The 22,756-nt window shown below is 65.4% G+C and carries 23 protein-coding genes; 13 read left to right on the forward strand and 10 right to left on the reverse strand.

Annotated features, from left to right (window positions below; translation table 11 throughout):
* Nucleotides 1-4: 4 nt before the first annotated feature.
* Together ACEN9O_RS11115 and ACEN9O_RS11120 are read right to left on the reverse strand one after the other, a co-directional pair.
* Nucleotides 5-730 carry an energy transducer TonB gene (locus tag ACEN9O_RS11115; RefSeq protein ID WP_495617601.1) on the reverse strand — a complete coding sequence of 242 codons (726 nt, stop codon included), beginning with the start codon at nucleotides 728-730 and terminating at the stop codon, nucleotides 5-7.
* Nucleotides 731-740: 10 nt separating this feature from the next.
* Nucleotides 741-956: a (2Fe-2S)-binding protein gene (locus ACEN9O_RS11120; RefSeq protein WP_495617602.1), complete on the reverse strand. Its 216-nt coding sequence runs from the start codon at nucleotides 954-956 to the stop codon at nucleotides 741-743.
* Nucleotides 957-1,203: 247 nt separating this feature from the next.
* Here ACEN9O_RS11120 and ACEN9O_RS11125 point away from each other — a divergent pair, with 247 nt between their 5' ends.
* From ACEN9O_RS11125 to ACEN9O_RS11140, 4 genes are all read left to right on the forward strand, one after another.
* Nucleotides 1,204-1,470 (forward strand): FeoA family protein, encoded by a 267-nt coding sequence (locus ACEN9O_RS11125; protein ID WP_495617603.1) that lies wholly within the window; start codon nucleotides 1,204-1,206, stop codon nucleotides 1,468-1,470.
* Between the two features lie 3 nt (nucleotides 1,471-1,473).
* Nucleotides 1,474-3,375 carry a ferrous iron transporter B gene (gene feoB / locus ACEN9O_RS11130; RefSeq protein WP_495617604.1) on the forward strand — a complete coding sequence of 634 codons (1,902 nt, stop codon included), beginning with the start codon at nucleotides 1,474-1,476 and terminating at the stop codon, nucleotides 3,373-3,375.
* A 2-nt stretch (nucleotides 3,376-3,377) separates the two neighbouring features.
* Nucleotides 3,378-3,653 (forward strand): DUF6587 family protein, encoded by a 276-nt coding sequence (locus ACEN9O_RS11135; RefSeq protein WP_495617605.1) that lies wholly within the window; start codon nucleotides 3,378-3,380, stop codon nucleotides 3,651-3,653.
* 123 nt (nucleotides 3,654-3,776) lie between these two features.
* Nucleotides 3,777-4,124 (forward strand): BrnA antitoxin family protein, encoded by a 348-nt coding sequence (locus tag ACEN9O_RS11140; RefSeq protein WP_495617606.1) that lies wholly within the window; start codon nucleotides 3,777-3,779, stop codon nucleotides 4,122-4,124.
* Here the strand turns inward: ACEN9O_RS11140 and ACEN9O_RS11145 are convergent.
* Nucleotides 4,108-5,718: an FMN-binding glutamate synthase family protein gene (locus ACEN9O_RS11145; protein ID WP_495617607.1), complete on the reverse strand. Its 1,611-nt coding sequence runs from the start codon at nucleotides 5,716-5,718 to the stop codon at nucleotides 4,108-4,110. The genes ACEN9O_RS11140 and ACEN9O_RS11145 overlap by 17 nt on opposite strands.
* 150 nt (nucleotides 5,719-5,868) lie before the next feature.
* On the opposite strand from ACEN9O_RS11145, the gene ACEN9O_RS11150 reads away from it, so the two are divergent.
* From ACEN9O_RS11150 to ACEN9O_RS11160, 3 genes are all read left to right on the forward strand, one after another.
* Nucleotides 5,869-6,540 carry a glutathione S-transferase gene (locus ACEN9O_RS11150; protein WP_495617608.1) on the forward strand — a complete coding sequence of 224 codons (672 nt, stop codon included), beginning with the start codon at nucleotides 5,869-5,871 and terminating at the stop codon, nucleotides 6,538-6,540.
* A 157-nt stretch (nucleotides 6,541-6,697) separates the two neighbouring features.
* On the forward strand, nucleotides 6,698-7,474 hold the full coding sequence (locus ACEN9O_RS11155) for a 5'-3' exonuclease (RefSeq protein ID WP_495617609.1): 777 nt from the start codon (nucleotides 6,698-6,700) through the stop codon (nucleotides 7,472-7,474).
* Between the two features lie 30 nt (nucleotides 7,475-7,504).
* Nucleotides 7,505-7,933 (forward strand): response regulator, encoded by a 429-nt coding sequence (locus tag ACEN9O_RS11160; protein ID WP_495617610.1) that lies wholly within the window; start codon nucleotides 7,505-7,507, stop codon nucleotides 7,931-7,933.
* Nucleotides 7,934-8,012: 79 nt separating this feature from the next.
* Here ACEN9O_RS11160 and mnmA read toward each other — a convergent pair whose 3' ends face one another.
* Both mnmA and ACEN9O_RS11170 read right to left on the reverse strand, forming a co-directional pair.
* Nucleotides 8,013-9,119, reverse strand: coding sequence for a tRNA 2-thiouridine(34) synthase MnmA (gene mnmA / locus ACEN9O_RS11165; protein ID WP_495617611.1), 1,107 nt, complete (start codon nucleotides 9,117-9,119; stop codon nucleotides 8,013-8,015).
* 7 nt (nucleotides 9,120-9,126) lie between these two features.
* Nucleotides 9,127-9,624 (reverse strand): NUDIX hydrolase, encoded by a 498-nt coding sequence (locus tag ACEN9O_RS11170; protein ID WP_117014137.1) that lies wholly within the window; start codon nucleotides 9,622-9,624, stop codon nucleotides 9,127-9,129.
* Between the two features lie 305 nt (nucleotides 9,625-9,929).
* Here ACEN9O_RS11170 and ACEN9O_RS11175 point away from each other — a divergent pair, with 305 nt between their 5' ends.
* The 4 genes from ACEN9O_RS11175 (at nucleotide 9,930) to ACEN9O_RS11190 (ending at nucleotide 13,719) form a co-directional block, all read left to right on the forward strand.
* Complete coding sequence (locus ACEN9O_RS11175; RefSeq protein WP_495617612.1) at nucleotides 9,930-11,042, forward strand: Re/Si-specific NAD(P)(+) transhydrogenase subunit alpha; 1,113 nt, start codon at nucleotides 9,930-9,932, stop codon at nucleotides 11,040-11,042.
* Nucleotides 11,043-11,060: 18 nt separating this feature from the next.
* A complete protein-coding gene (locus tag ACEN9O_RS11180) occupies nucleotides 11,061-11,375 on the forward strand; it encodes a proton-translocating transhydrogenase family protein (RefSeq protein WP_117014135.1) in 315 nt (104 codons plus the stop codon).
* On the forward strand, nucleotides 11,372-12,850 hold the full coding sequence (locus ACEN9O_RS11185; RefSeq protein ID WP_495617613.1) for an NAD(P)(+) transhydrogenase (Re/Si-specific) subunit beta: 1,479 nt from the start codon (nucleotides 11,372-11,374) through the stop codon (nucleotides 12,848-12,850). Before ACEN9O_RS11180 ends, ACEN9O_RS11185 begins: the two co-directional genes overlap by 4 nt.
* Nucleotides 12,851-12,954: 104 nt before the next feature.
* Nucleotides 12,955-13,719 (forward strand): SDR family oxidoreductase, encoded by a 765-nt coding sequence (locus ACEN9O_RS11190; protein ID WP_495617614.1) that lies wholly within the window; start codon nucleotides 12,955-12,957, stop codon nucleotides 13,717-13,719.
* A 5-nt stretch (nucleotides 13,720-13,724) separates the two neighbouring features.
* Here ACEN9O_RS11190 and ACEN9O_RS11195 read toward each other — a convergent pair whose 3' ends face one another.
* The 5 genes from ACEN9O_RS11195 to ACEN9O_RS11215 form a co-directional block, all read right to left on the reverse strand.
* Entirely contained in the window at nucleotides 13,725-14,321 is a 597-nt protein-coding gene (locus tag ACEN9O_RS11195; protein ID WP_495617615.1) for a hypothetical protein, read from the reverse strand.
* Between the two features lie 165 nt (nucleotides 14,322-14,486).
* Nucleotides 14,487-15,686, reverse strand: a complete 1,200-nt coding sequence (locus ACEN9O_RS11200) for a UbiH/UbiF/VisC/COQ6 family ubiquinone biosynthesis hydroxylase (RefSeq protein ID WP_495617616.1) — start codon at nucleotides 15,684-15,686, stop codon at nucleotides 14,487-14,489.
* Nucleotides 15,683-17,020, reverse strand: a complete 1,338-nt coding sequence (pepP, locus tag ACEN9O_RS11205) for a Xaa-Pro aminopeptidase (protein ID WP_495618457.1) — start codon at nucleotides 17,018-17,020, stop codon at nucleotides 15,683-15,685. Before pepP ends, ACEN9O_RS11200 begins: the two co-directional genes overlap by 4 nt.
* Nucleotides 17,020-17,754 carry an N-acetylmuramate alpha-1-phosphate uridylyltransferase MurU gene (gene murU / locus ACEN9O_RS11210; RefSeq protein ID WP_495617617.1) on the reverse strand — a complete coding sequence of 245 codons (735 nt, stop codon included), beginning with the start codon at nucleotides 17,752-17,754 and terminating at the stop codon, nucleotides 17,020-17,022. The genes pepP and murU overlap by 1 nt, the downstream gene beginning before the upstream one ends.
* Before the next feature lie 10 nt (nucleotides 17,755-17,764).
* Entirely contained in the window at nucleotides 17,765-18,832 is a 1,068-nt protein-coding gene (locus ACEN9O_RS11215) for an aminoglycoside phosphotransferase family protein (protein WP_495617618.1), read from the reverse strand.
* 107 nt (nucleotides 18,833-18,939) lie between these two features.
* Here ACEN9O_RS11215 and ACEN9O_RS11220 point away from each other — a divergent pair, with 107 nt between their 5' ends.
* Nucleotides 18,940-21,201, forward strand: a complete 2,262-nt coding sequence (locus tag ACEN9O_RS11220) for an LPS-assembly protein LptD (protein ID WP_495617619.1) — start codon at nucleotides 18,940-18,942, stop codon at nucleotides 21,199-21,201.
* 95 nt (nucleotides 21,202-21,296) lie between these two features.
* Nucleotides 21,297-22,748: a peptidylprolyl isomerase gene (locus ACEN9O_RS11225; RefSeq protein WP_495617620.1), complete on the forward strand. Its 1,452-nt coding sequence runs from the start codon at nucleotides 21,297-21,299 to the stop codon at nucleotides 22,746-22,748.
* Nucleotides 22,749-22,756 lie beyond the last annotated feature (8 nt).

The raw sequence follows: 22,756 nt of genomic DNA on the forward strand, positions 1-22,756 counted from the left end.
AGGATTAGCCCAGCTGGAAGTTGACCGGCACCAGCGCGTACGCGGGAACCGGCTTGCCGTCTTCCATGTTCGGCTTGTACAGGGCGCGCAGCGCGGCCTGGCGGCCGGCTTCGTCGAGGTTGCTGGAGCCGGACGATTTGTGGATCACCACCTGCTCGGCCTGGCCTTTTTCGCCGATCAGCACGCGCAGCACGACGATGCCGGTCTCGCCCATGCGGCGCGAGATGTTCGGGTACACCGGCTGCGGCGCGCGGATGTATTCAACCCCTGAAACGGTTTTCGGTCCGGACTGCGCGGCCACATGGGCTGGCGCCGGCGGCGCTGGCGGTGCGGCGACCGCAGCAGGTTCGCTGGGGCGCTGTTGCGGCGGCGCGACGGTGATGGTGGGCTCGGTCTGGGCCACGTTCACCAGCGGAATCGGCGGGGCCGGCGGAATGAAGGCCGGCGCCTGGTGCACGACGGGCACGGTCTTGGGCGGCGGTGCGGCCGGCTTGAGCGGCTCCGGCGAGGCGACGAAGGTGATGTTGACCACCTGCGGCAGGATGGCGCGCGTGACCTGGTGCAGCATGCCCGACTGGAACATATAAAACACGAACGCATGACCGAGGACGATGGCGGCCAGCGGCGCGAACTTGCGGCCGCGTGCCTGCCATTGCAATTTCAGCTGGGCGGCCAGGCCGCGCTCGTCCGCCGCCGGCGTCGCCGCGCGGCCATAGGTCATGGTGTTCATCGAGGTAATCTTAGTTGCTGAAGACTGGACGTTTCAGGACGGTTTCCTGGATCTCGGCGGTGGCGGCCAGGTGCTCGTTCAGGATTTCTTCGGCGCAGGAAAAGCATTGGCCGCAGCAAGTCGACACGCCCAGGTCGCGGCGTAACTCTTCCATCGACGTCAATCCCAATTCCACGGCTTGACGGATTTCACGATCAGATATGTTGTTGCAGACACATACAATCATTGATGCACCTTCTGGCTAGGCTCTACAAAAAGAATGAACTGACATGATTGCTGCTTAGCTACTTAATGCGAATCATTATCATTAATCGTATAGTGCCTCAACTTTGAGCCAGATGCAAGCGCAAATAGAAGTAATTCGCATTACCGTTTATAATGCTAGTATCTTATTTCCGGCAAGAACGCGATCTTGCAGTTCGCCGGCAAGCCGCAGCGGCACTGGCCGGGCGGCGATTTGAACGGACTTTGCCATGACGCATGCAGCTCCCCTGATCACCCTCGACACCCTGAAGGTCGGCGCCAGCGCCACCGTGGTACACATCGCCCCCGGCGACGCCGCCGACGATGGCGCCACGCTGGCGCGCCGCCTGATGGAGCTGGGCTTCGTGCCGGGCGAAAAAATCCGCATGCTCAAGCGCGGCATGCCGGGCGGGGAGCCGTTGGCGATCAAGGTCGGCAACTCGACGTTCGCCTTGCGCCGTTTCGAGGCGGCGCTGATCTCGATCCAGGCGGAATAATCCATGGGTGCAGCAGACATCGCGGCGCCGGCAGCGCCCCTCCTGGGCAAGACACCGATGGTGGCCTTGCTGGGCAATCCCAATTGCGGCAAGACCGCGCTGTTCAACCGCTTGACCGGCGCGCGCCAGAAGGTGGCGAACTACGCCGGCGTGACCATCGAGCGCAAGGAAGGCTCGTTCCAATCGCCGGCCGGCAATGGCTTCCGCGTGCTGGACCTGCCGGGCGCCTATAGTCTGTCGGCCCACACGCCGGACGAGGCGATCACGCGCGACGTGGTGGCCGGCCTGCGCGCGGGCGAGCAGTCGCCGGACGTGGTGGTGTGCGTGGTCAACGCCACCAATCTGCGCCTGAACCTGCGCCTGGTGCTGGAGATCAAGCGACTCGGCCTGCCGATGATACTGGCGCTGAACATGGTCGACGTGGCCAGGAAGCGCGGCATCGTGATCGACGCCGACCGCCTGGCGCAGGAGCTGGGCATGACGGTGGTGGAAACCGTGGCGGTGCAGGCAGGCGGCGAGAAGTCGCTGCTGCGCGCGCTGGACGCGATGCTGCCGCTGCATGCGGTCAAGCCGCAGCCGCTGGCGGCGATCGACGCGGTCGGCGTGGAGGAGACGCAGCGCGAGGTGCGCCGCATCCTGGCGCTGGTCAGCAGCGACGCCCACGACACCGGCAACCTGACCGAGAAGATCGACAACGTGGTGCTGCATCCGGTGCTCGGCCCGGTGATCCTGGCGGTGCTGATGTTCCTGGTGTTCCAGGCGGTGTTCAGCTGGGCCAATGTGCCGATGGATATGATCAAGGCCGGCGTCGACAGCGTGGGCGGCCTGCTGAAGGGCGCGATGGCCGATGGCCTGCTGCGCAGCCTGCTGGTGGAAGGCATCCTGGGCGGGGCCGGCAGCGTGCTGGTGTTCCTGCCGCAGATTCTGATTTTGTTCTTCTTCATCCTGATCCTGGAGGACTGCGGCTACCTGCCGCGCGCGGCCTTCCTGCTGGACCGGCTGATGGGCGGGGTCGGCCTGTCGGGGCGGGCCTTCATTCCGCTGCTGTCCAGCTTTGCGTGCGCGATCCCGGGCATCATGGCGGCGCGCACCATCCAGAATCCGCGCGACCGGCTGGTGACGATCATGATCGCGCCGCTGATGACGTGTTCGGCGCGGTTGCCGGTGTATGCGCTGATCATCGCGGCCTTCATTCCGGAGCGCGAGGTGTATGGCTTCATGAGTTTGCAGGGCCTGGTGCTGTTCGCGCTGTACTTCGCCGGCATTGCCTCGGCGATGGCGGTGGCCTACTTCATGAAGCGCACCATGGGCGCGAACCACAAGCAGCCGCTGATGCTGGAGCTGCCAGCCTATCACTGGCCGCACATGCAGAACCTGGCGCTGGGTCTGTGGGAGCGCTGCAAGATCTTCCTGTCGCGCGTGGGTACCATCATCCTGACCTTGATGGTGCTGCTGTGGTTCCTCAGTTCCTTCCCCGGCGCGCCTGAAGGGGCGACGCATCCGGCCATCTATTACAGCATGGCCGGCATGCTGGGGCGCGGCCTGGAATATGTGTTCGCGCCGATCGGCTTCAACTGGCAGATCTGCATCGCGCTGGTGCCCGGCCTGGCCGCGCGCGAGGTGGCGGTGGGGGCGCTGGGCACGGTGTACGCGCTGTCGCAGAGCGGCGAGGAACTGGCGCAGTCGCTGACGCCTATCATCGCCAGCTCGTGGACCTTGCCGACCGCCTTGTCGCTGCTGGCGTGGTATGTGTTTGCGCCGCAGTGCATGTCGACCCTGAGCGTGGTGCGGCGCGAGACCAACAGCATCCGCTATCCGCTGATGATGGCCGGTTATATGTTCGCGCTGGCGTACACCGCGTCGTTCCTGACTTACCGTATTTCGCTGTTCTTCATCGGAGGCTGAGCATGTGGCAGCAAGTGATAGTGGGGTTGATCGTGGTGGCGGCGCTGGCGCATTTCTGCACCAAGTATCTGCCGGCTGCCTTGCGCAGGCAGATCGTGTATGTGCTGTCGCGGCGCGGCTTCGACCAGAATAAACTGGCTAAACTGTTTAACACGAAATCGAGCTGCGGCGATGGCTGCGCCAGCTGCGATTCCTGCGAAACCACGCCGCCGGTATCGTCCGATGCGCCTTCCTCCGCGCCGCTCAAGCGCGTCATCATGCTGCGCGTGCAGCGCTGATCTGCTCTCCTCTGCGCCGGCGCAAACGCGCCGGCCACAGCCTGTTTAATCTGTCCGCATAGCGATTGATTTCTTAATCTTTGCGGATAAGATGAAGCATGTGGCAAGGGGAGGAGAAGCGCTATGTCATACAAAAGACCGGAAATTATTTCGCCGACGCCAGAGGAAGATGCGGTCATCATGGCGGCCGCCTTGTCGGACCCGGATGCGTTGCCGCCGACGGAGGAAGAGTTGGCGCAATTTCGTCCTTGGCGGACCCGATTTCTGGCGCCGCCCGGCTCTCCGACGGTGACGCTGAGCATTGAGTTCGATCGCGACACCATCGAGGCCTTCAGGCGGCAGGGCGACGACTGGCAGCAGGGCATTAACGCCGTGCTGCGCGAGTGGGCGGTCAAGCGCGGTTACGTGGCCGACGTGCTGGGAGACGCTTATCGCCAAGCGCACGCCGGCGATCTCAGCAAAGTGGATTGAACGATTCGGCCTGCGCCATCGGCCAGTACAGGCCGAACACCGGCGGCAGGCGCGACAGCTGGCTGGGGTCGAGCAGCTCACCCGGCTCCAGGTAGGGCAGCAGCGCCGACGCCAGCTTGACCTGGTTGGTCGAGATGCGCCGCACCAGGTGGTGCGCCTTCAGCTGCGACGGGTGCGTCAGGCCGGCGGCGGCGATCAGCTGGGCCAGCGCCTTCAAGGTGTTCTCATGGAAGTTGGCCACGCGCCGGGTCTTGTCCGGCACCACCAGCGCGCGCTGGCGGTTCGGGTCCTGGGTGGCGACGCCGGTCGGGCAGCGGTCGGTGTGGCAGCTCTGCGACTGGATGCAGCCCAGCGCGAACATGAAGCCGCGCGCCGAGTTGCACCAGTCCGCGCCCAGCGCCAGGGTGCGGGCGATGTCGAAGGCGGTGATGATCTTGCCCGAGGCGCCGATCCTGATCCTGTCGCGCAGGTTGGCGCCCACCAGCGTGTTATGCACCAGCAGCAGCGCCTCCTGCAGCGGCGTGCCGACGTGGTCGGTGAACTCCACCGGCGCGGCGCCGGTGCCGCCCTCGCCGCCATCGACCACGATGAAGTCCGGCGTGATGCCGGTGGCCAGCATGGCCTTGACGATGCCGAAAAATTCCCACGGGTGGCCGATGGACAGCTTGAAGCCGGTCGGCTTGCCGCCCGATAGCGTGCGCAGGCGGTCGATGAAGGCCAGCATCTCGAGCGGCGTGTTGAAGGCCGAGTGCTTCGACGGCGAGATGCAGTCCTGGCCCATCGGCACGCCGCGCGTGGTGGCGATTTCAATGGTGACCTTGGCGCCGGGCAGCACGCCGCCGTGGCCCGGCTTGGCGCCCTGCGACATCTTCAGCTCGATCATCTTGACCTGCGGCGTGGTGGCGTTGGCGACGAAGTTCGCTTCGGAGAACGTGCCGTCGGGGTTGCGGCAGCCGAAGTAGCCGGAACCGATTTCCCACACCAGGTCGCCGCCGTTGCGGCGGTGGTAGGGGCTGATGCTGCCTTCGCCGGTGTCGTGCATGAAGCCGCCGGCCTTGGCGCCGCCGTTGAGCGCCAGGATGGCGTTTGCCGACAGCGCGCCAAAGCTCATCGCCGAGATGTTGAACACGCTGGCCGAGTAGGGCTGGGCGCGCGGACAGTCCGGGTGGTTGCCGATCTCGATGCGGAAGTCGTGGTGCTGCTCGGGCGCGGGGCTGATCGAGTGGTTGATCCATTCGTAGCCGGGGGCGTAGACGTCGAGCTGGGTGCCGAAGGGGCGCTTGTCGGTGTCCATCTTGGCGCGCTGGTAGACGATGCTGCGCTGGTTGCGCGAGAACGGCTCGGCCACGGTGTCGTCTTCCAGGAAGTACTGGCGGATCTCGGGGCGGATCGATTCGAAGAAGAAGCGGAAGTGCGCCAGGATCGGGTAGTTGCGGCGCAGCGCGCGCTTGGTTTGCAGCAGGTCGGTGATGCCGACCACGGTCAGCGCGGCGGCCGTCAGCGGGATCCACCACGGCGCCGCCAGCGCCAGCGAGGCGGCCAGGGTGACGATGGCGGCGTTGAAGACCAGGTAGCGCGGGGAAAACAGATTCATGGGTGCTCCGGTGGGCGGCTGATGAGGCAGTGTACTGCTGTTTCTTACGGGAATCCATCAGTCTGTCGGGAGGGGCGGCACGCAAGGCGAGCAACAATGCTAAGCTAGCGGCGTTGCGGCGTACGGCCGTTCTTTTTTGGGAAGCTCACCATGATCGTCGTCCACCATCTGAACAATTCGCGCTCGCAGCGCGTGCTCTGGCTGCTCGAGGAGCTGGGGCTGGAGTACGAGATCGTGCGCTACCAGCGCGACAAGCAGACCATGCTGGCGCCGCCGGAACTGCGGGCCATCCACCCGCTGGGCAAGTCGCCGGTGATTTCCGACGGCGACGTGGTGGTGGCGGAGTCGGGCGCGATCGCCGAATATCTGATCGAGACCTACGGCAACGGCCGGCTGGTGCCGCCGGCCGGCACGGCGGAGCGTCGCCGCTGGACTTATTTCCTGCACTATGCGGAGGGCTCGGCGATGGCGCCGCTGCTGATGAAGCTGATCTTCGACCGGGTCGAGAACAGTCCGGCGCCGTTCTTCGTCAAGCCGATCGCGCGCGGTATCGCGCAGAAGGTCAAGGCGGGCTATATCCAGCCGCAGATCGAGACCCATCTTGATTACCTGGAGGCTGAGCTGAACAAGACGCCGTGGTTTGCCGGCGCCGAGTTCAGCGCGGCCGATATCCAGATGAGTTTTCCGCTGGAGGCGGCCGCCGCGCGCGCCGGGCTGGATGAGCGGCGCCCGAACCTGATGGCCTTCCTCAAGCGCATCCACAGCCGCCCGGCCTTCCAGCGCGCGCTGGAGCGCGGCGGCCCGTACGAGCTGCTGAAGTAGCCCTGTCATTCCCCCCACTGGGGGAAATGACTTCCCGCGCAGGCGGGAATCCATGCGTCGCGTCCGCAGTCTGCTGTGTATGGATTCCCGCTTTCGCGGGAATGACGGCGATGGTCGGGTAAAATGATGGATTGAACAAGCCCGGAAGATGTTGAACATGGGTAGACTCCTTGCCATCGACGGCCTCAATATCGTGCGCCGCGTCTACGAAGCCAGCCCCGAACCCGATAGCGCCGAGAAGGCCGAGATCGCGCTGCGCCACGCGCTGTCCTCCTTCCGCAAACTGCTGCACGAGCACGAGCCGACCCATGTGCTGCCGGCCTTCGACTTCGGCGGCCGCACCTGGCGCCACGACCTGTACAGCGGCTACCGCGAGGCGCGCGCGCCGATGCCGTCGCCGCTGCGCGAGGCGCTGCCGGGCTTTTACGACAAGCTGCGCGGCGTCGGCCTGCACGTGGTGTCGCTGCCGGAGGTGGAGGCGGACGACGTGATCGGCACCGTGGTGCTGCGCTGGCTGGCCGACGGCCGCGGCGAGGCCACCGTGGCCTCCACCGACAAGGACCTGCACGGCCTGATCGCGCAGGGCGCCCGCGTGTGGGACCACTTCAAGGGCGAGTGGCACGACCACGCCTGGGTCGAGCAGAAGTGGGGCGTGCCGCCGGCGCAGCTGCCGGACCTGCTGGCGCTGATGGGCGATGCCACCGATTCCATCCCCGGCGTGTCCAAGGTCGGCGTCAAGAAGGCGGCCCGACTGTTGCGTACATACGGCACTCTGGACGGGATCATGGCCGGGGCCGGCATTCTAAAGGACACGCTGGGCGAAACTCTACGAAAAGAACGCGAAATGCTGTATCTTTCGAGACAACTAGTGCAATTAAAAACGGACGTGCGGGTCGGCGTGACCTGGAATATGCTGGCTTGGGACAAGAGCTGAGCGCGCGCCCACTAAGACAAGGTTTGCAAGATGTTAAAAGCGGTCATTATCGACACCAGCGCCGTCGCGCGCGGCCTGCTCAACACGGTCCTGCTCGATGGCGGCTATGACGTGGTGGGCCAGACCCACACCTGCGCCAGCGGCCTGGCGCTGCTGATCAAACATAATCCCCACATCGTTTGCATCGCCCGCGAGCAGATCGAGAACGGCGAGGAGGTCGTGCGGGAGATTAAGACCAACTGGCCGAAGACGCTGATTTTCATGGTCTCCAGCGAATTCGACGCGGCCACCATCCAGGCCGCGCATGCGATGGGCGTGAACGGTTTCATCGTCAAGCCGTTCAAGGCCGACACCGTGCTCAATACGATACGCAATACCGTGATCGCCATGGTCAAGCGCCAGCGCGCGGCGCTGGCCAGGGAGGCAGATGTCGACGCTAGCGAGTCCGGCGAGGCTTGACCCCGCACCCCCACCCCGAAGGGGTCAGACCCCGTACGGGGTCTGACCCCCGCAGTTGCGGTGCGGGGTGGTGGCCCGATCAGGCGGCGAAGGTCGAGCTGTCGATGATGCCGCCGCCGAGGCAGACGTCGCCGTCGTACAGCACGGCCGACTGGCCCGGCGTTACCGCCCATTGGGCATCCATGAATTTCAACGCGAAATCGGAATCGCCTTCCGGGGCGATCTCGCACGCCACGTCGGCCTGGCGGTAGCGGGTCTTGGCCGACATCGCGCGCGGCGACGGCGCCTCGCCGGCGATCCAGCTGGCCTGGTCGGCGCGCAGGGTCGACGACAGCAGCCACGGATGGTCGTGGCCTTGCACGATGTACAGCGTGTTCTCGGCGACGTCCTTGCGCGCCACGTACCAGGCGTCGCTGCTGCCGTCCGGGTTCTTGTACGCCTTCATGCCGCCGACGCCGATGCCCTTGCGCTGGCCCAGCGTGTAGAAGCTCAGGCCCACGTGCTCGCCCACCACCTTGCCGTCCGGCGTCTTCATCGGGCCCGGCTTGTACGACAGGTAGCGGTTGAGGAATTCGCGGAACGGCCGCTCGCCGATGAAGCAGATGCCGGTGGAATCCTTCTTGGCGGCGTTGGGCAGGGCCAGCTTCTCGGCGATCTTGCGCACTTCGGTCTTGGGGATCTCGCCCAGCGGGAACAGCGTCTTGGACAACTGCGCCTGGTTCAGGCGGTGCAGGAAGTAGCTCTGGTCCTTGGTGTGGTCGACCGCCTTGAGCAGCTCGTGGCGGCCGCCGTTCTCGCGCACGCGCGCGTAGTGGCCGGTGGCGATCAGGTCCGCGCCCAGGTGCATGGCGTGGTCCAGAAAAGCCTTGAACTTGATTTCGGCGTTGCACAGCACGTCCGGGTTGGGGGTGCGGCCGGCCTGGTATTCGCGCAGGAAGTCGGCGAACACGCGGTCCTTGTATTCGCTGGCGAAGTTGACCGCCTCGATGTCGACGCCGATGACGTCGGCCACGCTGGCGGCGTCGATCCAGTCCTGGCGCGTGGAGCAGTATTCGGAATCGTCGTCGTCTTCCCAGTTCTTCATGAACAGGCCGACCACGTCGTAGCCTTGTTCCTTGAGCATCCACGCCGCGACCGAGGAGTCGACCCCGCCTGACATGCCGATCACGACCTTCTTCTTGCTCATCTTACTTTCATCCATTCGCGGCGTTTGCCGCTTCCTTGTACACCGAGGTGTGGGTTTGTATCAGTTCCAGCGGGGCGCGGCGCCCGGCCAGGTATTCGTCCACGCATTGCAGCACCGTCGGGCTGCGGTGACGGTCGGCGCAGGCGGCCAGTTCGTCGCGCGTGAGCCACATGGTGCGCAGGATGCCTTCGTCCAGCGGACGGTCATGCTTGGCGCCCGGCACGCCGCAGAAGGTGAAGCGCAGATACGTCACTTCCTCGCCGGTGCGGTTGGAGGTGTAGCGCGACATGTACATGCCCACCAGCGCGGTCGGCGTGAAGTCGTGCGCGGTTTCCTCCAGCGTTTCGCGGATCACCGCCTGCTCCAGCGATTCATGCGGGTCGAGGTGGCCGGCTGGCTGGTTGATGCGGATGCCATCGCTGGTCTCTTCTTCGATCAGCAGGAACTTGCCATCTTTTTCGACGATGGCGGCGACAGTAACAGAGGGTTTCCAGATACGCGGCATGAGTCATCCTTGAAAGAGCCGACATTTTAGCCTGTTCCGGGCATTTGGTTTGAACCCGCCTGCGCGGAAAGATGGCTTCGTATTGAAAAATCGCAAGGTTTGTTGTGTTAATCCGTGTTTGACTGGCTGCTTTGCGCGAAATTCAGTGTTTTAGCGGCAATTCATGATAAATAGTAATAAATGATGTGATAAATCCGCTATTTATTGATCAATAGATATTAAGTATGCTGGGGCCATCGAGGGGCGATGCTGTCCCGGCAATCCGTGTTAGATTCTAGTCAGTTTATTAATCCTTTGGAGGCACCATGAGAGTAGGCATACCGGCCGAGACGCGGCCGGGAGAAACCCGGGTTGCGGCAACGCCTGAGACAGTCAAGAAACTCGCGGCCAAGCATCAAGTGATCGTGCAGGCCGGCGCCGGACTATCGGCGTCGGTCACCGACGAGGCCTACGCGGCCGCCGGTGCGCAGATCGGCAGCGCGGCGGAAGCCTTTGCTGCGGAGGTGGTGTTGAAAGTGCGTGCTCCGAATGCGGAGGAGCGGGCGCTGATCCCCGCCGGCACGGTGGTGATCGGCATGTTGAATCCCTTCGACGCCGACAACAACGCGGCGATGGCGGCGGCCGGGCTGCAGGCCTTCGCGCTGGAGGCGGTGCCGCGCATCACGCGCGCGCAGTCGATGGACGTGCTGTCGTCGCAGGCCAACATCGCCGGCTACAAGGCGGTGATGGTGGCGGCCAACACCTACCAGCGCTTCATGCCGATGCTGATGACCGCGGCCGGCACCGTCAAGGCGGCGCGGGTGCTGATCATGGGCGTGGGCGTGGCCGGCCTGCAGGCGATCGCCACCGCCAAGCGGCTGGGCGCGGTGATCGAGGCGTCCGACGTGCGCCCGCCGGTCAAGGAGCAGGTGGAGTCGCTGGGCGCCAAGTTCATCGACGTGCCCTTCCTGACCGAGGAGGAGAAGGAAATCGCCAAGGGCGTGGGCGGCTATGCGCGGCCGATGCCGGCCGACTGGATGCGCCGTCAGGCGGAGCTGGTGCATGAGCGCGCCAAGCTGGCCGACATCATCATCACCACCGCGCTGATCCCGGGCCGTCCGGCGCCGGTGCTGATTTCCGAGGAGACGGTGAAGGCGATGAAACCGGGTTCGGTGATCGTCGACCTGGCCGTGTCGCAGGGCGGCAACTGCCCGCTGTCGGAGCTCAATAAAACCGTGGTCAGGCACGGCGTGCATATCGTCGGCGAGCCGGATCTGGCGACCTTGGTGGCGGCCGACGCGTCGGCGCTGTATGCGCGCAACGTGCTGGACTTCCTCAAGCTGATCATCGACAAGGAAGACAAACTCGTGATCGACCGCGAAGATGAAATCATCAAGGCCACGCTGCTGTGCACCGGCGGCGAGCTGCTTAGAAAATAATAAATAGGGGAATCAATCATGGAAGTCAGCCACACCATCATCAATCTGATCATCTTCGTGCTAGCGATCTACGTCGGCTACCACGTGGTCTGGACCGTGACGCCGGCGCTGCATACGCCGCTGATGGCGGTCACCAACGCCGTCTCGGCGATCATCATCGTCGGCGCCATGCTGGCGGCCTCGCTGACCGAGGGCGTGATCGGCCAGGTCGCCGGCACCGTCGCGGTGGCGCTGGCCGCCGTCAATGTGTTCGGCGGGTTCCTGGTCACGCAGCGCATGCTGGAGATGTTCAAGAAAAAAGAGCCTAAAGCGAAAAAAGGAGATCACGCATGAATTTCATCTCCATGAACCTGGTGACGATGATGTACCTGATCGCATCGGTGTGCTTTATCCAGGCGTTGAAAGGGCTGTCGTCGCCGGCCACGGCGCGTACCGGTAATGCGTTCGGCATGTCGGGCATGGCGATTGCCGCCGTGACCACCATCGCGCTGATCCTGAAGCTGAAGGCCGAAGCCACGGCGGCCGCGGCGGCCGGCGCTTCCGGCGACATGGGCCTGGGCCTGGTGGCGCTGGGCGTGATCGTCGGCGGCGGCATCGGCGCGATGCTGGCCAAGAAGGTCGAGATGACCAAGATGCCGGAACTGGTGGCGGCGATGCACTCGCTGATCGGTCTGGCCGCCGTGTGCATCGCGGTGGCCGCGGTGTCGGAGCCGCACGCGTTCGGCATCGCTGCCGTGGGCGAGGCGCTGCCGTTCGGTAACCGCATCGAGCTGTTCATCGGTACGTTTGTGGGCGCGATCACGTTCTCCGGTTCGGTGATCGCGTTCGGCAAGCTGTCGGGCAAATACAAGTTCCGCCTGTTCCAGGGCGCGCCGGTCAGCTTCGCCGGCCAGCACATGCTGAACCTGATCCTGGCCATCGTCATGGTGGGCCTGGGCCTGGCGTTCTGCTTCGCCGGCGGCACCGAGCCTGCGTGGCTGCCGTTCCTGGTCATGACCGCGATCGCGTTTGTGCTGGGCGTGTTGATCATCATCCCGATCGGCGGCGCCGACATGCCGGTGGTGGTGTCGATGCTGAACTCGTATTCGGGTTGGGCCGCTGCCGGTATCGGCTTCTCGCTGAATAACTCGATGCTGATCATCGCCGGTTCGCTGGTCGGTTCGTCCGGCGCGATCCTGTCGTACATCATGTGCAAGGCGATGAACCGTTCGTTCTTCAACGTGATCCTGGGCGGCTTTGGCGGCGCGCCGGCCGAGGCGGGTGCTGGCGGTTCGAAGGAGCAGCGTCCGGTCAAATCCGGTTCGGCCGACGATGCCTCGTTCATCATGGCCAATGCGGAAAGCGTGATCATCGTTCCGGGCTACGGCCTGGCCGTGGCGCGCGCGCAGCACTCGCTGAAGGAGCTGGTCGAGAAGCTGACCCACAAGGGCGTGACCGTGAAGTACGCGATCCACCCGGTGGCGGGCCGCATGCCCGGCCACATGAACGTGCTGCTGGCGGAGGCCGAGGTGCCGTACGACCAGGTGTTCGAGATGGAGGACATCAACGGCGAATTCGGCCAGACCGACGTGGTGCTGGTCCTGGGCGCCAACGACGTGGTCAACCCGGCCGCCAAGGATCCGAAGTCGCCGATCGCCGGCATGCCGATCCTGGAGGCGTTCAAGGCCAAGAGCATCATCGTCAACAAGCGTTCGATGGCCTCCGGCTATGCGGGCCTGGACAATGAGCTGTTCTACCAGGCCAATACGATGATGGTGTTCGGCGATGCGAAGAAGGTCATCGAGGACATGGTCAAGGCTGTGGAGTAAGGTTGATTCATAAATTGTGAATGGTTCGTTGGTGTTTGGCTGATTGATGGTGGGGTTGATGAAGCATACGATGGCTACATCAACCCACCTCTAGGAGTCTGACCATGAACCGCTTACAAAACAAAGTCGCTATCGTTACTGGCGCATCGTCCGGCATCGGCCGCGCTACCGCCAAACTGTTTGCCGCTGAAGGCGCCCGCGTTGTCGTTGCCGCGCGCCGTCTGGCCGAGCTGGAGTCGCTGGTGGCGGAAATCGTCGCCGACGGCGGCCAGGCTATCGCGCTGGCTGGCGATGTCACTTCCGAGTCGTTCAATGCGCAACTGGTGGCCGCTGCCGTCGAGGCGTTCGGCCGGCTGGACATCGCTTACAACAACGCCGGCACGCTGGGCGAAATGGGCGCTACCACCGGCGTCTCGGAGCAGGGCTGGAGCGAGACGATCGCCGCCAACCTGACCAGCGCTTTCCTCGGCGCCAAACATCAAATTCCTGAAATGATCAAGCATGGCGGCGGTTCGGTGATCTTCACTTCGACCTTTGTCGGCTATAGCTTTGCCTTCCCGGGTGTGGCGGCTTATGCGGCCAGCAAATCGGGCCTGATCGGTTTGACTCAGGCGCTGGCTTCGGAGTACGGCCCACAAGGCGTGCGCGTGAACGCGGTGCTGCCAGGCGCAGTCGATACGGCGATGTATCGCGATATGAACAACACGCCGGAAGCGGCTTCCTTTGTCACGAACCTGCATGCGCTGAAACGCGTGGCGCAGCCGGAGGAACTGGCGCGCTCGGTGCTGTACCTGGCTTCGGACGATGCCTCCTTCGTCACCGGCACCGCGTCGTTGGTCGACGGTGGCGCTTCGATCACGCGCACTTAACGCACTTAATAGGCCACGTCTTCCAGGCGGTAGCGGAATTTGCGCCGCTCTGGAAGATCCCAGCCCGGTTCGCGGTCGGTGTTTCGGGTGGGAGCCGGCGGCGCTGGCGCCAGTTCGGTCGCTGGCGTTGGCTGCGGAGCGAGCGCGGTCGGCGGCGTATGCTGCGCATTTTCTTTTTCCTGCTTCGCCTGTTCTTTGCGCAGCAGGTTCGCCATCTTGAAATGCTTGTCGCCAGGACGGCGCACCGATAAGTCAAACCACGCGTTGCGTGCGGTGCGCGCGAAGGAGCGGGCAAACTCGTTGGGTGACACGGACTGCCCTTTGTGCATGATCTTGTCGCCTTCTACGCAAGCGTAGTTGTGCTCACCGTAGCTCCATGATCGCAGGACCGTGCCTTCCGGCAGAAATAGCGATTTCCATTGATAGCCGCGCAGGCTTGCCGGATCGGCGCCGGGCGGTAGCGCGGTCTTGGCGTCGAGCCAGAATTCGAGTGCGGCGTTGATCGCTTCCGAGATGTCCTGCACGCCGCCGGCACGGCGCAGTTGCTCGACCAGCCGGAGCAGGGTATGGGGTGGGAGCTGCACGCTCATTGTGGTAAACATTCGCTTTCCTCCTCTCTTTTCTTCGCTTTTACTCACGTTAGATCGCAAAAAGCGGGGGAAGTTCAAAAAGTGAGGCTTGGTGAGAAAAAGAGAGGAAAAGCGAAGCCGAAAGCGAAGGTTTACCACAAGGAGATGGGGCGGGCACCCCTTGTGTGTATTCTCAGGTCAACGACGGCCGTACATCATCAGCTCGGCCAGCACGCCGCGCGCGGGGCCGACCATGTCGATGGCGGCCAGCGACAGGCCTAGCAGCGCTTGCGCCGGCGAGTCGTTGGCGAAGATGCGGGCCATCGTGTCGGTCAGGCGAACGGTGGTGTTGCGGTCCTGGCGGCGCAGTTCGGTGAACTGCGCCAGCATGGTTGGATTCGCGCCTTGCGCCAGCAGGCGCGCCAGCACGGCGACGTCGCGCAGGCCGAGGTTCAGGCCTTGTCCGGCCACCGGATGCAGCGTTTGCGCCGCGTTGCCGATGGCGACCGTGCGCGCGGTGCTGCGCGGGTCGGCGTTCAGGCCCAATGGGAAGGCCAGACGTGGCGAGGCGTGCGTGAAGCTGCCGACGCGTTCACCAAACGCGGCGCCCAGTTCGGCCAGGAAGGCCGCGTCGTCCAGGGCTTGCAGGCGGGCCGCCGTATCGGGGCGCACGCACCAGACCAGCGAATATTCTTCGCCTTGCGGCAGCAGGGCCAGCGGGCCTTGTTCGGTAAAACGTTCGTAGGCGCGATGCGCGAGCGGGCGGCTGCTGCGCACTTGCGCGATGATCGCGGTTTGCTGGTAGTCGCGGTGCTGGGTCTTGCTTTCCTGATCGCTGAACAAGCCGCCTTCGGCCTGCACGACGATGGCTGCCGTGGTGATCGTGTTGACCTCCGAGCCGGTGATCGTCAGCGCGACGGCATCGGCGCTTTCGTCGACGGCTTCAACGCGGGCGGGGCGTAGCGTGGCGATGCCGGCGCGTTGGCAGACTGCGCCCAGCGCCGTCACCAGATCGCCGTAGCGAAGCACGTAGCCGAGTGCCGGCAGTTTGTGCTCGTCGCGGTCGATCAGGCTGCGGCCGAACTGGCCGCGGCGCGACACGTGAATTTGATGGATCGCGGTGGCCGCCACCGGCCATGCGCCGATTTCCTCCAATATCTGCCGGCTGCCCCACGACAGCGCGATCGAGCGCGGGTCTTTGCTGGCTTGCTCCAGCGTCTTGGCGTCGATCAGGGCGATGCGCTGCGCCGGCATGCCGCGCCGGGCCAGCAGTGCGGCCAGCGCCATGCCGGCCGGGCCCGCGCCGCAGATGGCGACGTCGCAGGCCGGAGCGCCGCCGCTGCCCACGTCCCCGTCCACGCCTTCATGCGCGGGTGCTGCTTGATTGTGAGTGCTCATTGCGACTGCATCAGTTGTTCTATCTCGTCGACCGTCTTCGGCGCGGCGGCGCTCAGTATCGTATGGCCGCCTGGCGTGACCAGCACATCGTCCTCGATGCGGATGCCGATGTTCCAGTACTCTTCCGGCACGCCTTCTGCCGGCCGCACATAAATGCCCGGCTCCACCGTCAGCACCATGCCCGCCTGCAGCGCGCGCGATGGCTTGCCTTCGGCCGCCGTGTCGCGGTACTGGCCGACGTCGTGCACGTCCATACCCAGCCAGTGGCCGGTGCCATGCATGTAGAACTGCTGATAGCTCTTGTTGGCGATGATGTCGGCGATGCTGCCGTGCGCGTTCTGGTTCAGCAGGCCCATATCCAGCATGCCCTGCGCCAGCACCTGCACCGCCGCTTCGTGGCCGCCGGAATACGGCAGGCCGGGCGCGATGGCCTTCAGCGCTGCCGCCTGCGCCGCCAGCACCAGTTCATACAGGCGCTTTTGCGGCGCGCTGAAACGGCCGTTGACCGGATAGGTGCGGGTGATGTCGGAGGCGTAGCCATCGAGCTCGCAGCCGGCGTCGATCAGTATCAGGTCGCCGTCGCGGCTCTGCGCGTTGTTGGCGCTGTAGTGCAGCACGCAGGCGTTGGCGCCCGCCGCGACGATGGAGTTGTAGGCCGGCGCCTGCGCGCCGTTGCGGCGGAACTCGTACAGCAGCTCCGCTTCGATTTCGTATTCGTACATGCCGGGCCGCGACGCGCGCATGGCCCGCGCGTGCGCCTGCGAGGAGATGGTGGCGGCGCGCAGCATGGTGGCCTGTTCGGCGTCGTCCTTGAACAGGCGCATTTCGTCCAGCAGCGGCAGCAGGTCGACCGCGCTGGCCGGCGCGGTGACGCCGGTGCGGCCCATGCGCCGCACGTTGGCCAGCCACAGTTTGACCTGCGCATCGAGCGCGCTGCCCAGCGCGTAGTACAGCGCCGGCGCGTCGGCCAGCAGCTTGCTGATCTCGCCGTCGAGGTCTTCGATGGCGTGGGCCTCGTCGAAGCCGAAGGCGGTGCGCGCGCCTTCCGGGCCGTGGCGGAAGCCGTCCCAGATTTCGCGCTCGACGTTCTTCTGCCGGCAGAACAGGATGGAGCGCGCCGGCGTCTCGCCACGCGCGGCCACCATCACCAGCACGCTTTCCGGCTCGGCGAAGCCGGTCAGGTAGTAGAAGTAGCTGTCGTGGCGGTACAGGTATTCGCTGTCGCTGTTGCGCGCGACTTCGGGCGCGGTCGGCAGCACCGCCACCGCGCCGGGCGGCATGTGCGCCAGCAGGCGCGTGCGGCGGGCGGCGTGGTTTTGCAGGCCGGCCGGCATCACTGCACGCCCCTGGCGGCCGGCGCGCGCATGGCCAGCGGCGCGTTGAGCAGGTCGAGCTGCTGCACCGTGCCGAGGTTGTGCCATTCGCCCTCGTAGACTTCGCCGCCGACCTGCTTCTTGTCGGCGTAGGCGCGGATCAGCGGTCCCAGCTTGGCGTACTCGCCGGGCGCGATGCCGTCGAACATTTCGGGGCGGTAGACGCCGACGTTGCCGAAGGTCCATTTCGGCGAGCCTTCGTTGGTCAGCGAGTACATGGTCAGGCCGAAGTCGCCCTCCGGATGGAAGTCCGGGTTGGGCACCAGGTAGAGCCAGCAGATGTCGCGCTGGTCGGCCGGGTAGGGGTTGCCCCACATGTCCTTGTCGTGCAACACGTCCTTGACCTGTTCGAAGTCGAAGTAGGGCATGTAGATGTCGCCCGACACCGCCACGAAGGGCTCCTCGCCCAGCAGGTGGCGCGCGGTGGCGATGCCGCCGGCGGTCTCCAGCGCGATGCTCTCGCGCGAGTACAGCAGGCGCGCGCCGAACTGGCTGCCGTCGCCCAGCGCGGCCTCGATCTGCGCGCCCAGGTGGGCGGTGTTGATGACGATCTCGGTGATGCCGGCCCGCACCAGGTTGAGGATGTGCCAGACGATCAGCGGCCGGCCGCGCACCTTGAGCAGCGGCTTGGGCGTGGTGTCGGTCAGCGGACGCATCCGTTCGCCGCGTCCGGCGGCGAAGATCATGGCTTTCATGCGCGCCGCCTCAGAAGGTGTAGCCGACTTGCGGCTGCGTGTCTTCGAGCTGGTCGAGCAGGCGCACCAGCGGCCGCAGCTCCTTGTAGCGGCCGGCGGCCTTGCGCACGTAGTCCATCACGGTCGGCAGGTCGTGCAGGTACTGGGCCTTGCCGTCGCGGTAGTTCAGGCGGCAGAACAGGCCGAGGATCTTCAGGTGGCGCTGCAGGCCGGCATACTCGAAGTCCTGGTAGAAGGCGTCGATGTCCTGGCTGACCGGCAGGCCGACCGACTTGGCGTGCTGCCAGTAGCGGATCGCCCAGTCCAGCACCAGCTCCTCGTCCCACTGCACGTAGGCGTCGCGCAGCAGCGAGGCCAGGTCGTAGGTCATCGGGCCGTACAGCGCGTCCTGGAAGTCCAGCACGCCCGGATTGCCGGCGTCCATCCACATCAGGTTGCGCGAGTGGAAGTCGCGGTGCACATACACCTGCTGCTGGGCGGTGACGTTGGCCAGGATGGCGTCGAACACGGCCTGCAGCTCGGCGGCCTGCTTGTCGCTCAGGGTGGCGTTCAGGTGCTTGGCTATATACCACTCGGGGAACAGGTTCATTTCGCGCAGCATGAAGGCGCGGTCGTACTCGGGCAGCACGCCGGGCTCGCTGGTGAGCTGGAACTTGACCAGCGCCTCCAGCGCCTCGGCGTACATGGTCGAGGCGTTGTCGTGGTCCAGCACCTGCAGGTAGGTGGTCACGCCCAGGTCGGACATCAGCATGAAGCCCTGTTCGTAGTCGGTGGCGACGATGCGCGGCACGGTGACGCCCGCGTGCGTGAGCATTTCGTCAAGCTTGACGAAGGCCAGCACGTTCTCGCGTTCCGGCGGCGCGTCCATGACGATCAGGGTGGCGCCCAGCGCGGCTTGTTTATCCGATAAGACATCGACGCGGAAATAGCGGCGGAAGCTGGCGTCGGCCGAGGCCGGGCGCGCGCTGGCGACGTCGACCACGTCCAGGGTGGCCAGCCAGGCGCTCAGCTGTTCCAGGCGGAGGTCGGGCGCGGTGCCGGACGATGTATCGGAAGTTAAATTCTGTAATAAAGACATTAAGCGGGGCCCGGAAACCGGTGTTGGGTGAAGATTCCCATATAATAAGGGATTCAAATCAAAAAATCGCCTGCTATGGTGTTTCCTCCCTTCTTTTCATGAGTCGCATGCGCTGGCTTCCGGCCCCCCCCACCACCCCGCAACGCTGGGCTTACGCCCTGACTGCCCTCGTCACTGCCGCCGCAGTGCCCAGCTACGCCCAGGGCCTGCCGCCGAAGGCGCGCGCGCCACGGGTGGAGGATAAGAACGCCGTCACCACCATCCAGGCCGAGGACATCAGCGGCCGTCCCGAGCGCGAGATCACGCTGCAGCGGGACGCCGAGCTGGTCAAGGACAAGACCCGCGTCAAGGCCGATACCGCCTGCTACCGCCAGGTCGAGGACGAAGTCGAGGCCCAGGGCCATGTGCGGATCTGGCGCTTCGGCGACTATTTCACCGGCGACGAGCTCAAGCTGAACATGGACACCGGCAAGGGCTATATGCTCAATCCGACCTACCAGCTGGAGGCCAACCACGCCCAGGGCAAGGCCGAGCGCATCAACTTCCTCAACGAGGACGAGGCGGTGGTGGTCAACGGCACCTATAGCACCTGCCAGGGGCCGACCCCGGACTGGTACCTGCGCTCGAACACCCTGAACCTGGACTCCGGGCGCGACGTCGGCACCGCCGGCAAGACCATCGTGTATTTCAAGGACGTGCCCATCCTGGGCACGCCGGCGATGTCGTTCTCGCTGTCGGGCGCGCGCCGCTCGGGCTGGCTGTCGCCGATGCCGGGCTTCGGCTCCAAGGGCGCGGCCGAGCTGACCGTGCCGTACTACTTCAACATCGCGCCCAACCGCGATCTGACGGTCTACCCCAAGATCATCCCGCGGCGCGGCTTCCAGCTGGGCGCCAACGGCCGCTACCTGGGCGAGATCAGCGGCGGCCTGTACCAGGGCGAGACCTATCTCGAGTACCTGCCGCACGACAAGCAGTACGTGCCGGCCACGCCGGGCGGCTCGACCGACCGCTGGACCATCAAGAGCACCCACGCCCAGGACCTGTCGAAGGACTGGTCGTACGGCTGGAGCATCCGCGCCGCCTCGGACAACAACTATCCGAACGACTTTTCCAAGACCGTGTCGAGCTCGACCGAGCGCCAGCTGCTGCGCGAGCTGCGCACCGACTACCACGGCGAGTTCTGGACCCTGACCGCGCGGGTGCAGAAATACCAGGTGCTGCAGGACCCGGAATCGGTGGTCGACCCCTCGCTGTACGTGTCGCGCCCGTACGACCGGCTGCCGGCGATCAACTTCCACGCGGCCCAGTACGACGTGGCCGGCGGCTTCGACTGGGCCGTCGACAGCGAGCTGACCCGCTTCTACCACCCGAGCCTGATCAACGGCACGCGGCTGGTGGCGATCCCGCAGCTGAGCTACCCGATCGTCGGCCCCAGCTACTTCGTCACGCCCAAGGTCATGGTCAACCTGGCCAGCTACCAGCTCGACAGCTACGGCACGCAGGCCTCGGAAAACCTGTCGCGCGTGGTGCCGACGTTCTCGCTGGACTCGGGCCTGGTGTTCGAGCGCGACATCAAGCTCGGCCAGCGCGACATGACGCAGACGCTGGAGCCGCGCCTGTTCTACGTGAACACGCCCTACCGCGACCAGAGCAAGTTCCCGACCTTCGACACCGACGCCGCCACCTTCAACTTCAGCCAGATCTTCAGCGAGAACCGCTTCGTCGGCTCGGACCGCATCGGCGACGCCAACCAGCTGACGGCGGCGCTGGTGTCGCGCTTCCTGGACTCGGCCGGCGCCGAGACGCTGCGCCTGGCGTTTGGCCAGCGCTTCTACTTCCGCGACCAGCGCGTGCAGCTGGCCTCGACCACCCCGGTGGTGGACTCGCGCTCGGACATGCTGCTGGCCGCCACCGGCCGCATCTCGGAAACCTGGGGCTTCGACAGCGCCGTGCAGTACAGCCCCAGCCAGAGCCGGGTGGTGTCGGAGAGCTACACCGTGCAGTGGATGCCGGGCCAGAAGAAGGTGCTCAACGCCGGCTACCGCTACCTGCGCGGCAGCTTCAAGAACATCGAGCTGTCGAGCCAGTGGCCGATCTTCCAGCGCTGGTATGGCGTCGGCCGGGTCAGCTACTCGGTGCAGGACAAGAAGATCCTCGAGAGCCTGGTCGGGCTGGAGTACAACGGCGACTGCTGGGTGTTCCGCATGGGCGCGCAGCGCTTCGTGACCACCTCGACCAAGGCGTCGACGCCGATCTTCTTCCAGCTGGAACTGAACGGCCTGTCGCACCTGGGCGTGGGCAGCCCGCTGGAGGCGATGAAGAACAGCATCCCCGGTTATCAGCGTTTGAACGAAGGCTACGGCCGCTAAGGCCAGCCACCCCGGCGTCCGCCGCCGCAACACCGGCGGGCGTTTTTTGATCCATTTACACCTGACTCATGAGCGTTCTTAAGATGAAGTTCGAAATGAAAATCCTCGCAGTCCTGTTGTGCACGGCCGCCCTGGGCGGCTGCAGCCTGTTTTCGAAGAAGCCGGCGCCGGCCGCCCCCGTCCCGGCTGCGGCGGCCAGCGCCCCGGCCGCCGCGCCCGCGCTCAACACCACGCCGGCCACTGCGGCCAGCGCCAAGCCGGACGCCAAGGGCTTCCTGCCGCCCGGCGAGTCGGGCAACGTGGCGATCGACTCGATCGTGGTGGTGGTCAACGACGACGTCATCACCCAGCGCGAGCTGGCCAACCGCATCAAGTCCGTCACCGCGCGCATGAAGGCGCAGAACGTGCAGATGCCGGCCCCGGCCGACCTGCGCCGCCAGCTGCTCGAGCGCATGATCGTCGATCGCGCCCAGCTGCAGATGGCCAAGGAGATGGGCGTGCGGGTCGACGACCAGCAGCTCGACCGCGCCATCGGCCGCATCGCCGAGGCGCAAAAGCTCAGCGTGCAGGACCTGCGCAACCAGATGGAGAAGGAGGGCACGCCGTACGCCGCCTTCCGCGAGGATATCCGCGAGGAAATCATCATGCAGCGCCTGCGCGAGCACGAGGTCGACGGCAAGATCCAGATCTCCGACGCCGAGGTCGACAGCTTCCTGGCCGCCGAGAAGGCCGCCGCCGCCGAGCAGTTCGAGATCAACATCTCGCAGATCATGGTGCGCATCCCCGACAACGCCACCGCCGAGGTGATCGCCCAGCGCCGCGCGCGCGCCGAGGAAGTGATGCGCCAGCTGCGCACCGGCGCCGACTTCGCCAAGATGGCCGCCACCTATTCCGACGCCAGCGACGCCCTGCAGGGCGGCGTGGTCGGCTGGCGCCAGCCCGAGCGGCTGCCGCCGGTGTTTGCCGAGGCGCTGAGCAAGCTCAAGCCGGGCCAGGTCACGCCCATCATCAAGAGCGTGGGCGCGTTCCATATTTTGAAGGCGGTCGACCGCCGCAGCCTGGCCGAGGCGCAGGCCGTGGCCGCGGTGCAGCAGTCGCACGTGCGCCACATCCTGATCAAGGTGACGCCGACCATGAGCGCGGCCGACGCCAAGCGCAAGCTGACCGAGCTCAAGGAGCGCCTCGACAACCACGCCGCCAAGTTCGAGGAACTGGCGCGGCTGTTCTCCAACGACGGCTCGGCCGCCAAGGGCGGCGACCTGGGCTGGCTGTATCCGGGCGACGTCACGCCGGAGTTCGAGGCCGCCATCAACAACCTGAAGGTGGGCGAGGTGAGCCAGCCGGTCGAGACCAGCTTCGGCGTGCACCTGATCGAGGTGCTCGAGCGCAAGAGCGACGACGTCTCGAAAGAGCGCGAGCGCAACACCGCGCGCCAGGCCATCCGCGAGCGCAAGGTCGAGGAAGCGGCGGAAAGCTGGCAGCGCGAAGTGCGCGACCGCGCCTACGTTGAGTACCGCACCGACGACGGCGCCGCCGCCGCCAAGTAAGCCACCGG

This window comes from Duganella sp. Dugasp78, from assembly GCF_059491455.1.

What these genes read in the sequence shown, in the direction of transcription:
- ACEN9O_RS11115 (WP_495617601.1), bottom strand. Translation starts at nt 730, where the DNA reads ATGAACACCATGACCTATGGCCGCGCGGCGACGCCGGCGGCGGACGAG.
- ACEN9O_RS11120 (WP_495617602.1), bottom strand. Translation starts at nt 956, where the DNA reads ATGATTGTATGTGTCTGCAACAACATATCTGATCGTGAAATCCGTCAA.
- ACEN9O_RS11125 (WP_495617603.1), top strand. Translation starts at nt 1,204, where the DNA reads ATGACGCATGCAGCTCCCCTGATCACCCTCGACACCCTGAAGGTCGGC.
- feoB (WP_495617604.1), top strand. Translation starts at nt 1,474, where the DNA reads ATGGGTGCAGCAGACATCGCGGCGCCGGCAGCGCCCCTCCTGGGCAAG.
- ACEN9O_RS11135 (WP_495617605.1), top strand. Translation starts at nt 3,378, where the DNA reads ATGTGGCAGCAAGTGATAGTGGGGTTGATCGTGGTGGCGGCGCTGGCG.
- ACEN9O_RS11140 (WP_495617606.1), top strand. Translation starts at nt 3,777, where the DNA reads ATGTCATACAAAAGACCGGAAATTATTTCGCCGACGCCAGAGGAAGAT.
- ACEN9O_RS11145 (WP_495617607.1), bottom strand. Translation starts at nt 5,718, where the DNA reads ATGAATCTGTTTTCCCCGCGCTACCTGGTCTTCAACGCCGCCATCGTC.
- ACEN9O_RS11150 (WP_495617608.1), top strand. Translation starts at nt 5,869, where the DNA reads ATGATCGTCGTCCACCATCTGAACAATTCGCGCTCGCAGCGCGTGCTC.
- ACEN9O_RS11155 (WP_495617609.1), top strand. Translation starts at nt 6,698, where the DNA reads ATGGGTAGACTCCTTGCCATCGACGGCCTCAATATCGTGCGCCGCGTC.
- ACEN9O_RS11160 (WP_495617610.1), top strand. Translation starts at nt 7,505, where the DNA reads ATGTTAAAAGCGGTCATTATCGACACCAGCGCCGTCGCGCGCGGCCTG.
- mnmA (WP_495617611.1), bottom strand. Translation starts at nt 9,119, where the DNA reads ATGAGCAAGAAGAAGGTCGTGATCGGCATGTCAGGCGGGGTCGACTCC.
- ACEN9O_RS11170 (WP_117014137.1), bottom strand. Translation starts at nt 9,624, where the DNA reads ATGCCGCGTATCTGGAAACCCTCTGTTACTGTCGCCGCCATCGTCGAA.
- ACEN9O_RS11175 (WP_495617612.1), top strand. Translation starts at nt 9,930, where the DNA reads ATGAGAGTAGGCATACCGGCCGAGACGCGGCCGGGAGAAACCCGGGTT.
- ACEN9O_RS11180 (WP_117014135.1), top strand. Translation starts at nt 11,061, where the DNA reads ATGGAAGTCAGCCACACCATCATCAATCTGATCATCTTCGTGCTAGCG.
- ACEN9O_RS11185 (WP_495617613.1), top strand. Translation starts at nt 11,372, where the DNA reads ATGAATTTCATCTCCATGAACCTGGTGACGATGATGTACCTGATCGCA.
- ACEN9O_RS11190 (WP_495617614.1), top strand. Translation starts at nt 12,955, where the DNA reads ATGAACCGCTTACAAAACAAAGTCGCTATCGTTACTGGCGCATCGTCC.
- ACEN9O_RS11195 (WP_495617615.1), bottom strand. Translation starts at nt 14,321, where the DNA reads ATGTTTACCACAATGAGCGTGCAGCTCCCACCCCATACCCTGCTCCGG.
- ACEN9O_RS11200 (WP_495617616.1), bottom strand. Translation starts at nt 15,686, where the DNA reads ATGAGCACTCACAATCAAGCAGCACCCGCGCATGAAGGCGTGGACGGG.
- pepP (WP_495618457.1), bottom strand. Translation starts at nt 17,020, where the DNA reads ATGCCGGCCGGCCTGCAAAACCACGCCGCCCGCCGCACGCGCCTGCTG.
- murU (WP_495617617.1), bottom strand. Translation starts at nt 17,754, where the DNA reads ATGAAAGCCATGATCTTCGCCGCCGGACGCGGCGAACGGATGCGTCCG.
- ACEN9O_RS11215 (WP_495617618.1), bottom strand. Translation starts at nt 18,832, where the DNA reads ATGTCTTTATTACAGAATTTAACTTCCGATACATCGTCCGGCACCGCG.
- ACEN9O_RS11220 (WP_495617619.1), top strand. Translation starts at nt 18,940, where the DNA reads ATGCGCTGGCTTCCGGCCCCCCCCACCACCCCGCAACGCTGGGCTTAC.
- ACEN9O_RS11225 (WP_495617620.1), top strand. Translation starts at nt 21,297, where the DNA reads ATGAAAATCCTCGCAGTCCTGTTGTGCACGGCCGCCCTGGGCGGCTGC.